Source organism: Thalassotalea montiporae, assembly GCF_053485855.1.
In genome coordinates, this window is record NZ_JBQRUO010000013.1 from 18,173 (window position 1) to 30,421 (window position 12,249).

The window sequence follows — 12,249 nt, forward strand, 5'->3', positions numbered from 1 at the left end:
AAATTAGCTTGGACAAATTACAAAGCTTGTTTTCCTCTACCTATATTGATCGCTCAACTTGGCAGCAATTAGCGGGCGCTTTGCTAATTCTTGCAGCTATTTTGATTGCCTATCTTTTTGAACAGCACGTTGCCAGCTTCGATTTTTATCGCAGCGCGATTCACGGCGGCGAGTATTGGCGCCTTTTCACTGGCCATTTATTTCACACAAATGGCATTCACTTGCTACTTAATATCGCGGGCTTGGCGCTTATCACCGCGTTACATCGACATTTTTATCATGTGTTTTTGTATGCCGCCCTGATTATTTTCTCTATGCTATTTATTAGCCTCTATTTATTGGTTTTTGGCGATTTAAGCCATTATGTTGGCTTATCTGGGGTACTGCATAGTTTATTTGCTTGGGGGGCGTTAAAAGACGTTGAAAACAATGAAAAAACAGGGATATTTTTGTTTTTAGGGCTTTGGGTAAAAGTGATGATGGAACAAACGCAAGGGGCCAGCGATCATATCGCCACATTAATAGATGCCTCTGTCGCCATTGATGCGCATCTTGCAGGTGCAATAGCCGGTACCTTATTCTTCGCACTCGGCTATTTTGCTCACTATCTCAAGAAGTTTAACAAGCGCGTCTGACTATCGATTAGCCTAGTTCTATCGCTACTCATTTAGCTATTCAGGTATTTGGTTTTTTCCCTTATTTGGGCTAAAGCAAGCTAAATATAATTGGCGTTAGCACAGGCGAGAAAATCGCCGTTAATAACGCAGATAAAATCAATGCAAGCGAGGCAAATGCGCCGTGCTGATAGCTAATTGACGTAATAGTCGCCGTACCCAATGCGTGGCTTGCACAACCAATCGCTAACCCTTGCGATTTACTATCGCTAATGCCTAGCGCGTTAAGCAATTTAGGACCCAATACAGCACCAGCTACACCGGCGACAATAATGCCAACCGCGGTAATCGCTGCCACACCTTTTAATTGTTCCGTTAACGCTAAGCCAATTGGCGTAGTTACTGATTTTAACGATAGCGACACCGCCACATCTTGCTGTTGGAACAACCACATCGCCATGCCCAAATTAGCACCTAGCATAATGATAATTGCGACCGAGAGCACCCAAGAAACATGCGTTATTTCATCTCGTATGGTGTGCAATTGCTGATATAACGGAAAGCCTAGCGCAACCACAGCAGGTTCTAGTAAGAAAGTGTAAACCTGAGTGTATTGGTAATATTGCTCATAGCTGATGTTATTAATCAGCAATAACGGAATGATAACCAACATGGCTAATACCATAGGGTTGAGCCAAATGCGCTTGGTGCGTTGCTGGAGCTTTGCACATGCTTGATAAATCACTAAAGTCAGCAAACAGTACACGATAAATTCGAGTATTAGCGCACTCGCCATAAGGCTTGCTCCCTTTCACTTGGTGGCTTAGGTGTTCGTGGCTTGGACGTTGGCGGCTTGTCCGTTAGCGAGTCAGGTGTTGATTTTGAAACCAGTTGGCCACGTTTTCGGCTTTTCCCTGTTGTCGCCGTTTGATAAAGCCAGCCGACGATTATCATCAGCGCAAAGGTCGAAATAATGGTAAACAGCAACAATTGCCAGCCACTCGCCCTGATCAGGTCAAAGTAATTCATAATGCCAACGCCGGCAGGCACGAAACAAACGCTGATGTTTTTGATCATAAAACTGACTGTGTCTGCGACGCGCTTTGCATCAAATACATTTAAATGTAAACCAAAGGCAAAGTAACACATGCCATATAAGCTCGCTGGCAGTAAATCAAATACGGCGAAAGTGAGATATCCTAGCGCGAGGCAGATAAAGATTGCCGCTAGGCTGTATAAGCTATTTTTATAATGCAAAAGAGAAGACTTAGGCCACGATTTTCGCTGGCCGATAAAACAAAAGAGTTAGAAAACCTATGATAATAATCAATTTTATACTTGTCATTAACCCCGAGGTTAATGTTCGATATAACCCGCTAATATTTTGTCAATGACACCGTCTGACGTTAAGCGATTGATAACCGCAAGCAGTTTAGCAACAGAAATTTTAGACTTTGGTGATATCGCCGTACGAATTTCATGGTGACTGACCAAATAACTGGCTATTTGAAAGCGTTCGTCTTCACCACTTTTTTGCAATGCATGGTGAATCAAAATATCAGAGCCAACAAAGCCATCAATCCAGCCCTTATCGAGACGTTGAAAGTTATCTTGCAGTGACTTTACATCGGACCGATAAATATCTTGTCGCTCGAACGCACCTGTTAAGGCCGGATAAATATAGCCGTGTACAGTACCTATGCGCTTCTCATAAAGATCACTAAGTTTTGTAAAATCTTGTTCACCACTGAGTTGAACAATAACGTTTTGTTCATCAAACATTGGCTCTGACCAAATAATTTCAGGTGCGGTTATCCACTTTGGGTTCGAAATAAAGTAAACATCTAATGTGCCATCAAGCAAATATTGCTCAACTCTCGTTCTGGGGAGCAATACAAAATTAATGTCTAAATCGAGCTCTTTAGCCAACAGTACTGCAATGTCATAAATCACACCTCCCGCTAGCTGTTCCTGCTCAATTAACGCATAAGGTGGGCTGTTGTTCACACCATAGCCAATGTTGATGTGCTCGCGTGCCGGAGTTTTTGTGCAAAATACCGAGAAGATGAGAAACGTAGTTGTCAATAAGGCTTTGATGGACAAGTTATTCGCTATTAGACGGGCTAAAGTAACTAGATTTTAAGATAACCCGCTAAATTGTTCAAAATTTCAGCTAGAAATTTTCCTTTTTTCTGGCGACTTATGGATATCAGGCATATTTTCATAAGTGCTTGCGATAAGTACTTTTCATAAATACAGTGCCAATACCAATTTAGATAACTAGCAGGCTTTTCTCATTTTGGCCTGCTAGCTACTATGAGCTTTACATACCTTAATTCGACTGCACTCAGCTCTGCTAGATCACTGAAGTTGAAACTAACGTTGAAGCTTAACTAGAAGTTAATTAGAAAAGCTTTGACACCATTTGCTCGCCGCCACAAATTCTTGATGAATTACCTGCGCGTCTAACATGTAGGTATCAATTAAGCTATTGATGTCGTCACTATTGCCAAGAATATAGCTTGTGGTGAGCTGCAACAATTCACCTAACAATCCATCTTTACCTAGTAACGCCAACTCAATTTGTTGCGCTAGTGGAATTTGCTTAACCACTTCACTAATCGGCTGGCCCAGCACCACGTCAATCGAACTTAATAGCCCAGTAATAAAAGCCAAATCTTTGATTTCGACAAACATTCCTTGGCTGGCGATCGCCTCCATCAACTTTGCAGTCACCAGCGCTTGTTTTGCCGCTTCTTCCGTTTTTTCTGTGGTAAGTTTTGACAGCGCCAAAATAGAAACAAACTGACGAACTTTTTCTTCACCCAAGTAAGCAACTGCCTGTTTTAGTGAAGTGATTTCTACACGAGTTCCTGTCGCAACATTGTTGACCATTTTCAGCAAGCCAACGCTTAATTGCACATCATGACTAATGATATCGGCAATCGCGTCGTAATCTAACGGGGTCTTAAATGCCTCATTCATTAACTGCATCATTTGCGCTTTAACAGGCGCTAAAGTCTGCCCTTCAATGATTTCTGGCTCGTGATAAAAGTAACCTTGGTAATAATTAAAACCTACTTCAACCAACGACAATAACTGCAAGTTACTTTCAACTTTTTCGGCAACCAACTTAATATCATGCGGCTTTAAGCGCTCGGTCACAGCAAACAAGCGCTTTGGGTTAATAACGTCAATATCAACCTTAATAAAGGCAATGTACGGGAAGAAGATATCCCACTTAGGATCGGTATCGTATTCGGTTAAAGCTAGCTGGTAGCCACGTTGATGATACAATTTTGCTAATTTAAGCAGTCGAGCGATATCGCTTCCCTTACTCATAATTTCGATAACAATCGAATTGGGATCAAACAACAAAGGAAACTTATTGACTAGGCACTCTTCGGTAAAATTAATAAATGCCGTTTTACCCATAGTGATGGCTTCGATATCGCCATGTATATGGTTTTGAATAATTAGTTTCGAACTGGCAACGTCAGGGTCAATCAGTGGAAACTCATTTTTAGGGCTGTCGCGAAACAACAACTCATAGCCAATGGTGTTGGCATTTCTGTCTAAAATTGCCTGTCGAGCAATATAGGTACTATACATGATAGTGTTTAAATTCCTGATACATTGTCACGCGGTATTACGCGGGTTATTGCGCACGGTATCGTGCGTAATATTGTTAGTACTGTTGTAATGGCGACATAAAATACCTTATTTTTTCCGTTAAGAAAATGTAAACCACTTGTCACCAACCGCGTTCATTTGCCGATGAATTCAGCAGATACAAAAAACTCTAACTAAAACAAAGCTTAGTCGTAATTTACTAAGCTATCGAATTGTTTAAAGAAAGTTGGCGCTAAACACAGATCATTTAGTTTGCTATAATCGCGCGCCTGCTAGCGATTTAGCGGTCAATTAGCTAACAATTACTAGCGATTGATTATTTATACATAGGTTAGATATAGGTCAACTTAATGATTCCACAGCCGAAAACCACCTTGTTTGAGTACCCAAAATACTGGGCAGAATGCTATGGCACGGCGCCATTTTTGCCAATGTCACGGGCAGAAATGGACGAACTCGGCTGGGATAGCTGCGATATTATTTTGGTAACGGGCGACGCCTATGTTGATCATCCAAGCTTTGGTATGGCGGTGATTGGTCGTATGCTGGAATCGCAAGGCTTTCGCGTAGGCATTATTGCCCAGCCTGATTGGCATTCTAAAGAAGCCTTTATGCAGCTGGGTAAACCAAATCTATATTTCGGCGTAACTGCAGGCAATATGGACTCAATGATCAATCGCTATACCGCTGAGCGACGTTTACGCCACGACGATGCTTACACCCCAAATAACGAAGGGGGTAAACGCCCCGATCGCGCAACCCTTGTTTATTCGCAGCGCTGTAAAGAAGCCTATAAAGATGTGCCCGTAGTGCTCGGCGGTATTGAAGCGAGCCTGCGCCGTATCGCTCATTATGATTATTGGTCAGAAAAGGTACGTCGCTCAATTTTATTTGATGCCAAGGCCGATATTTTAATTTACGGCAATGCCGAGCGCCCTTTGGTAGAAGTTAGCCACCGTATCGCCCGTGGTGAAGACGTTAGTACCATTACTGACGTGCGCGGTACCGCATTTTTAGCCAAGCACGCCCTACCCGGCTGGAAAGGCATCGATTCTCGCTCAATTGACAAACCGGGGAAAATTGACCCAATCCCAAGCCCTTATATTGACACGACAGCCAGTGAGGCTTGCGACTCGGCTAAAAGTGGCGCAAAAACGGTTGAACCAGAAAAAGATATCACCAAAGCAGCGCAACCTATTCAGATAGCCGACTTCAGAAATAAAACGTGGGAAAAGAAAAGTAAGCCGTGGGAAACCACTTACATTAACTTGCCAACCTTTGAGCAAGTGCGCGATAACAAAATGCTGTACGCCCATGCCTCGCGAATTTTCCACCAAGAAGTAAATCCCGGCAGTGCGAAACCGTTAGTGCAAAAACATGCCGACCGCATTATCTGGTTAAACCCGCCTGCTTACCCGCTATCAGAAGCGGAAATGGATGGCGTATTTGGCCTGCCATATCAACGTGTGCCACACCCAACATATGGCAAGGCAAAAATTCCTGCCTACGACATGATCAAAACGTCAATTAATATCATGCGTGGCTGTTTCGGAGGCTGTACTTTCTGTTCCATTACCGAGCATGAAGGCCGTATTATTCAATCGCGCTCAGAAGAGTCAATTTTACAAGAAATTGAAGATATAAAAGAAAAAGTGCCGGGCTTTACTGGCGTTATTTCTGATTTAGGCGGCCCAACCGCGAATATGTATCAGTTGCGCTGTAAAAGCCCGAAAGCTGAGGCTACGTGTCGCAAGCCAAGTTGTGTTTGGCCGACCATTTGTGGTCATTTAGATACCGACCATACGCCAACCATTAACCTTTATCGTAAAGCCCGTAATGTTAAAGGCATTAAAAAAGTGTTGATTGCCTCGGGTGTACGATATGACCTTGCAGTAAAAGACCCTGCTTATGTGAAAGAACTCGCTGAGCATCATGTTGGCGGCTACTTAAAAATTGCTCCTGAGCATACCGAAGAAGGTCCGCTCAACAAAATGATGAAGCCCGGTATGGGCAGCTACTATCGTTTTAAAGAGCTTTTCGACAAATATTCAAAAGCGGCAGGTAAAAAGCAGTATTTGATCCCGTATTTTATCTCGGCGCATCCGGGCACCACAGATATGGATATGGTGAACTTGGCATTATGGCTAAAAGAGAATGACTTTAAGCTTGATCAGGTACAAAACTTTTACCCGTCACCACTCGCCAACGCGACAACGCTATATCACACGGAAATCGACTCACTGCGCAATGTTAGAAAAAACAGTGACAGCGTGCCTGTACCTAAAGGTGGACGCCAACGCCGACTGCACAAAGCGATATTGCGTTATCACGATCCAAACAACTGGCCGCTTATTCGTGAAGCCTTAGCCAAAATGGGCTTAGCCCACAAGCTTATTGGTAACAAACCCGGTTGTTTAGTGCCGGCTGAGAGCAAGCAAGAAGGTAGCTATCAGCATCACAAAAAAGGCGGTAAAGGCAAAAATAATGCGCAAGGCTATAAAAAAGGCGAAGGCGTAAAACGCAGCTCGAACAACCGTGGCAAGAAAGGGTTAACTCGCTTTAGTAGCGACCAGTTTACTGATAGACAAGGTGACGATAAAAAATCAGGCACTGGCGGTAAAAAGCGCCCTAATGATAAGCGTAACCAGCCTAAACCTAATCATTCAAAACCAAATAGTTCGAAGGCAAATAGCTCGAAGCCTAATAGTTCTAAGGCAAGGTTCTCTGGTGAAAAACCAGCAGCAAACAAGAATAAACGACGCCAGCGCTAACGACAGCACTGGCTGCTTAAACAAGACTAAACAGATTTAAAATTATCTAAATTGCGAGCGCTGGCATGCAATCGCTAGCCGCTCCACTAAGGAAAATATCACGTGCTAATTGCAAACAATATAACCCAACAGTTTGGTGCTAAGCCGCTGTTTGAAAACATTTCACAAAAATTTGGTAACGGTAACCGCTATGGTCTTATCGGTGCCAATGGCTGTGGTAAATCTACCTTTATGAAAATTTTAGGTAGCGATTTAGAGCCAACTGGCGGCAACATCAGCCTAGATCAAAACGATCGCATAGGTAAGCTTCGCCAAGACCAGTTTGCTTTCGAAGACTACTCGGTAGTTGATACCGTTATTATGGGTCACACCGAGTTATGGGCAGTGAAAGAAGAGCGCGATCGCATTTACGCCTTGCCAGAAATGAGCGAAGAAGACGGTATGCGCGTTGGCGATTTGGAATCACTTTACGCAGAAATGGACGGTTACAGTGCAGAAAGCCGCGCTGGTGAATTACTGCTTGGCGTGGGTATTCCTACCGAGCAGCACTACGGCAAAATGAGTGAAGTTGCACCGGGCTGGAAACTACGTGTGTTACTTGCCCAAGCGCTGTTTTCTGATCCAGATATTCTGCTACTGGACGAGCCAACCAACAACTTGGATATTCACACCATCAAGTGGCTTGAAGACACTTTAAACGAACGTGACTCAACCATGATCATTATTTCCCATGACCGTCACTTCTTAAACTCAGTGTGTACTCACATGGCAGATTTAGACTACGGCGAGCTTCGTGTTTACCCAGGCAACTACGACGAATATATGCTAGCGGCTACGCAAGCCCGCGCTCGCCTATTGGCTGACAACGCGAAGAAACAAGCACAAATTGCCGAGCTAAAATCGTTCGTAGCACGCTTCTCGGCCAACGCTTCTAAAGCGAAACAAGCCACTTCACGCGCTAAGCAAATTGATAAAATTCAATTAGATGAAGTAAAAGCTTCCAGCCGTGTTAATCCATTCATCCGCTTTGAACAAGAAAAGCCCTTGTTCAGAAACGTAATTGAAATTGAAGGCTTAAACAAAAGCTTTGACGATTTACACGTGCTAAAAAACATCAACTTAATGGCAGAAGTGGGTGAGCGCATTGCGGTTATTGGTGAGAACGGTGTTGGTAAAACCACTTTCTTACGTACCTTAATGAGCGAATTAACCCCAGATTCGGGTGAAGTGAAATGGTCAGAAAACCACAACATTGGTTACTACGCGCAAGATCACGCTCACGAATTTGAAGAAGACATGAACCTATTCGACTGGATGAGCCAATGGCGTAAAGAAGGTGACGATGAGCAAACGATTCGCGGCTTCTTAGGCCGAATGTTGTTCTCAGCCGACGATATTAAAAAGTCGGTAAAAGTGCTATCTGGTGGTGAGCAAGGTCGTATGTTGTTTGGCAAGCTTATGATGCAAAAGCCAAATATTCTGGTGATGGACGAGCCAACCAACCACTTGGATATGGAATCGATCGAGTCATTAAATATGGCGTTGGAGCAATTTGAAGGCTCTTTGGTTTTCGTATCACATGACCGTGAATTTGTTTCAAGCTTGGCAACACGCATTATCGAAATCACTGCCGATGGGTATATCGATTTTGCCGGTACTTACGACGAATACTTAGCCTCGCAAAGCAAATAATCTTTTACTGCCTAAGTAACTGAATTAAAAGCCGCTGAACTGCCCTATTTTTGCGCAGCTTAGCGGCTTTTTCTGACTGATTTTGTAAGTCAGGGCTTTTGTAAATCAGATTTCTATAGGTCAGACAGAGGGCTTCTTACCCCATTTGCGCCTTGCTCAATCACGTGGGTATAAATTTGAGTGGTTCTTAGATCAGAATGACCAAGCTGCTCTTGGATTGTACGAATATCAGTGCCGCGTTGTAATAAATGCGTTGCAAAAGAATGACGCAAGGTATGACAAGTCACTTGTTTATCTATTCCCGAGTGCAACCTCGCTTGCTTAACCGCTTTACGCAAAACAGTATGATCAATGTGATGCCGCCTTATTTCTCCTGTTTCGGGATCAGCGCTAAGACGCGCAGAAGGAAACAGATAATGCCAACCTAACTCGAACTTCGCGGATGGGTTCTTTCGTTCATACCCATAAGGCAAATACACGCCTGCATAAACAGTAGACTCAATGTCTTTTTCAAAGAAATGTTTGGCAGATTCAATTTGCCGCTTAAGAGCTACCACCAACTCTTTTGCTAAAGTCACTCGCCTGTTTTTTCCGCCTTTACCCTGCCAAACACAGATTGAATGGTAATCGAAGTCAATATCCTGAATACGCAACCTCACAACTTCCATCAACCTTAAACCACTGCCGTACATTAATTTGCACGGTAATAGGTAAGCGGGAGTTATGCAGGTAAACAAAGTCGATACTTCTTGTTGGGTTAATACCACAGGGAGTTTTTGTTGACCTTTAGTACGATTAAAACTTAACGACAGTGTTAAAGGGTTTTCGACGATATGCTTATACAAATAAACCAGTGCATTTAACGCAACAGCTTGAGTTCTCGGTGCGACGTGCATTTGATTACTCAAAAAAGAGAGAAACTGCTCTACTTCGCTATTGTGACAATCTTGTGGATGTTTCTTATGGTTGAAGTTTATGTATGCCTTAATCCAATAGGTATAAGATTCAATGGTTCTTTTCGCGTATCTACGTGCTCGCATCTGCTCCGCAACAAAACGTAAGTAGGGAGATTTCATCGTTATCCTTAACAAATAAACTGTATTTATATACAGCTTAGCATAAATCCTCCTTTCCGCGGTGAAAGCGCGCAAATTGCACGCTTTTAACAAACATATGTTTTATCGCATTTGTTAAGTTATTGGCTAGTAAAGAAAAGTACTATTCGTTAAAGTAAATATTAATAAACTAAAAATTAGAGGCGGAGTGTGGAAAGCGCGCAATTTGCCTTCTAATAAACTGTTATGTACCACCACATTATCAAGGATGAAAGTTAATCAAATAAAGCACCCTTTTCTGAACTTATCTGCACGTTCATGTATTTATCGCCGTTAGTACTTAGTGTATTTTCCAACAACAGCTTGCGGCTCAAAATTCAGATTCAGTGTGTTGTGGTGGAGAGTAGCTGGCAGGCTGGGTTCAATTACTTTCTGAGTTTGGCTTTTAACCCAACCCTCGGTAAAGTAAGAAGAATTTACATAACAAGGCAATTAAACGGACACGTTACGCTTGGCTCGTGCTCGTTCCTCGCCGATTTTAGCCAAGCTTCACTTGCCGCTTATTGCGGCGTTAGCTTTACTCGATGAACTGAAGGCATGGAGTTTAAATTGACTATTAATAACGATATTAAAGAAGCTAAAAAAGTTTGGAGGCAATCGACACCGATCGTTAAAGTTTGGATTGCTATTTCTGTATTGCTATCAGTTAGCTCGATTGCTTCAATTGCTGACGCAGTTATTAAATGGAAAGGTTTTATTTTAGATGGCATAAATTTTCATGAAAATTTTGTTATTACTCCTATGCAGTCAGTACTGTCAAATACAGGATTACAGTTAGATTCAATACAAATTAACTTTATCCTTGTAGCAGCTATTTCACTTATTGGTTTATTTAAAATAGACACTGAAACACGCAAGACAATAGTGAAATCTATTATTTCAAATATTGTAATGCTAAGCATTTTGAAGATCGTATTAAAAGAAAAGCTTGGCTTAGATATTTTTATTCCAGCAGTCAGCGGAATTATAGTTGCATCAATAATCACCAAACTACTAGAAAGTGATAAAACGACTAAGTATCAGTCATTTAAATTTATTGCTCCTTTAGTGTTTGCTTTTTTTCTAGTACTTATTGCAGGCGCTGTATATAAAGGTTTTACCATGTAACTAGCAATGTAAAGCTAACAAGACATTCAAACGGACAATTTACAGTTGGCTATTGTTCGTGCCTCACATATTTTAGCCAACTATAAATAGCCGCTTAATGTGGCGTTATGTACCACCACATTATCAAGGATGAAAGTTAATCAAATAAAGCACCCTTTTCTGAACTTATCTGCACGTTCATGTATTTATCGCCGTTAGTACTTAGTGTATTTTCCAACAACAGCTTGCGGCTCAAAATTCAGATTCAGTGTGTTGTGGTGGAGAGTAGCTGGCAGGCTGGGTTCAATTACTTTCTGAGTTTGGCTTTTAACCCAACCCTCGGTAAAGTAAGAAGAATTTACATAACAAGGCAATTAAACGGACACGTTACGCTTGGCTCGTGCTCGTTCCTCGCCGATTTTAGCCAAGCTTCACTTGCCGCTTATTGCGGCGTTAGCTGTATAGGGAAGTATTAACATGCCTGAAACAATAGAGATAAAGTCATTATCTAACTTTATTGATCAAGTCGAAATAATTAAGGGTGAAATCGAAAGTTTAGGAAATCATTCTGATTTATTATTTCGTGGGCAAAGACAAGATCGCCCACTTCGCCCTAAATTAGCCAGATTAAATTTAAATGGTGAAATTAGGAAAGTAGAAAAGTTGATGCTCGATGAGTTCAAAAGAGCATCCTTACCTCTAGCAGAATTTGAACCAATAAATAACTGGGATTGGCTTGCTTTAGCACAACACCATGGATTACCAACTCGATTACTCGATTGGACTTACAGTGCTTTAATTGCTCTTTGGTTTGCTGTTCAAAAAGAACCAATTGAAGATCGACATGGTGTAGTTTGGGTGTTAAAGCCAGAAATTTCAGATTTTAGAAATACAGAAAAAATTGAAGATCCTCTAAGTAATAAACTTACCAAAATATTTCGCTCAAGAGTTGTTTCTAAAAGAATATCTGCACAAGCTGGGGCATTTACTGTCCATCGAATTAACTCTGATGGACAGATGATCCGGCTAGAAAATAACACTAAGTTTAAAAATAAATTAAGCAAGTTCATCGTACCAGCGGAACATTTTGCTTCGATTCGAAAATCTTTAAAAATGATGGGGGTTAATCACTCTACCGTTTTTCCTGATATCGATGGCTTGTGTCAGCACCTTGAACGTCGTTTTTCTAAATTAAAGGATGAAGAGTAAATACAGCTAACAAGTTACTCAAAAGGACGCTGCAGTTCCCCCGTTTTAGTGGACACCTCCTTATCTCAATGAGGAGGCTATTATGCCCAGATATACCAACCCCAGAAAAACATGGTTTTACCCAGTTGA

10 protein-coding genes are annotated in these 12,249 nt (G+C 41.9%); 5 read left to right on the forward strand and 5 right to left on the reverse strand.

Annotation, left to right across the window (positions count from 1 at the left end; translation table 11 throughout):
• Positions 1 to 8 precede the first annotated feature (8 nt).
• Positions 9 to 635, forward strand: coding sequence for a rhombosortase (gene rrtA / locus ACSLUR_RS18965; RefSeq protein WP_448556888.1), 627 nt, complete (start codon positions 9 to 11; stop codon positions 633 to 635).
• A 70-nt stretch (positions 636 to 705) separates the two neighbouring features.
• Here rrtA and ACSLUR_RS18970 read toward each other — a convergent pair whose 3' ends face one another.
• The 4 genes from ACSLUR_RS18970 to ACSLUR_RS18985 all read right to left on the reverse strand — a co-directional run bounded on the left by ACSLUR_RS18970 (position 706) and on the right by ACSLUR_RS18985 (position 4,226).
• Positions 706 to 1,410: an LrgB family protein gene (locus ACSLUR_RS18970; RefSeq protein WP_448556890.1), complete on the reverse strand. Its 705-nt coding sequence runs from the start codon at positions 1,408 to 1,410 to the stop codon at positions 706 to 708.
• On the reverse strand, positions 1,395 to 1,871 hold the full coding sequence (locus tag ACSLUR_RS18975) for a CidA/LrgA family protein (protein WP_448556892.1): 477 nt from the start codon (positions 1,869 to 1,871) through the stop codon (positions 1,395 to 1,397). The genes ACSLUR_RS18970 and ACSLUR_RS18975 overlap by 16 nt, the downstream gene beginning before the upstream one ends.
• Positions 1,872 to 1,970: 99 nt before the next feature.
• A complete protein-coding gene (locus ACSLUR_RS18980) occupies positions 1,971 to 2,699 on the reverse strand; it encodes a substrate-binding periplasmic protein (protein WP_448556894.1) in 729 nt (242 codons plus the stop codon).
• A 315-nt stretch (positions 2,700 to 3,014) separates the two neighbouring features.
• Positions 3,015 to 4,226, reverse strand: a complete 1,212-nt coding sequence (locus tag ACSLUR_RS18985; RefSeq protein ID WP_448556896.1) for an EAL and HDOD domain-containing protein — start codon at positions 4,224 to 4,226, stop codon at positions 3,015 to 3,017.
• Positions 4,227 to 4,597: 371 nt separating this feature from the next.
• On the opposite strand from ACSLUR_RS18985, the gene ACSLUR_RS18990 reads away from it, so the two are divergent.
• Together ACSLUR_RS18990 and ACSLUR_RS18995 are read left to right on the forward strand one after the other, a co-directional pair.
• Entirely contained in the window at positions 4,598 to 7,018 is a 2,421-nt protein-coding gene (locus tag ACSLUR_RS18990; RefSeq protein WP_448556898.1) for a YgiQ family radical SAM protein, read from the forward strand.
• Between the two features lie 102 nt (positions 7,019 to 7,120).
• The gene (locus ACSLUR_RS18995) at positions 7,121 to 8,710 is read left to right on the forward strand and encodes an ABC-F family ATPase (RefSeq protein ID WP_448556900.1); all 1,590 of its coding nucleotides are present in this window, start codon (positions 7,121 to 7,123) and stop codon (positions 8,708 to 8,710) included.
• Between the two features lie 113 nt (positions 8,711 to 8,823).
• Here the strand turns inward: ACSLUR_RS18995 and ACSLUR_RS19000 are convergent, their stop codons facing one another.
• A complete protein-coding gene (locus ACSLUR_RS19000) occupies positions 8,824 to 9,786 on the reverse strand; it encodes an integron integrase (protein ID WP_448556902.1) in 963 nt (320 codons plus the stop codon).
• 588 nt (positions 9,787 to 10,374) lie between these two features.
• Here ACSLUR_RS19000 and ACSLUR_RS19005 point away from each other — a divergent pair.
• Positions 10,375 to 10,932 (forward strand): hypothetical protein, encoded by a 558-nt coding sequence (locus tag ACSLUR_RS19005; RefSeq protein WP_448556904.1) that lies wholly within the window; start codon positions 10,375 to 10,377, stop codon positions 10,930 to 10,932.
• Between the two features lie 456 nt (positions 10,933 to 11,388).
• Entirely contained in the window at positions 11,389 to 12,120 is a 732-nt protein-coding gene (locus ACSLUR_RS19010) for an FRG domain-containing protein (protein WP_448556905.1), read from the forward strand.
• The last annotated feature ends 129 nt before the right edge of the window (positions 12,121 to 12,249 follow it).

Bases quoted from the DNA above. Each gene is read 5' to 3' on its own strand.
- ACSLUR_RS18970 (WP_448556890.1), bottom strand. From the start codon at position 1,410: ATGGCGAGTGCGCTAATACTCGAATTTATCGTGTACTGTTTGCTGACT.
- ACSLUR_RS18985 (WP_448556896.1), bottom strand. From the start codon at position 4,226: ATGTATAGTACCTATATTGCTCGACAGGCAATTTTAGACAGAAATGCC.
- ACSLUR_RS18990 (WP_448556898.1), top strand. From the start codon at position 4,598: ATGATTCCACAGCCGAAAACCACCTTGTTTGAGTACCCAAAATACTGG.
- ACSLUR_RS19000 (WP_448556902.1), bottom strand. From the start codon at position 9,786: ATGAAATCTCCCTACTTACGTTTTGTTGCGGAGCAGATGCGAGCACGT.
- ACSLUR_RS19010 (WP_448556905.1), top strand. From the start codon at position 11,389: ATGCCTGAAACAATAGAGATAAAGTCATTATCTAACTTTATTGATCAA.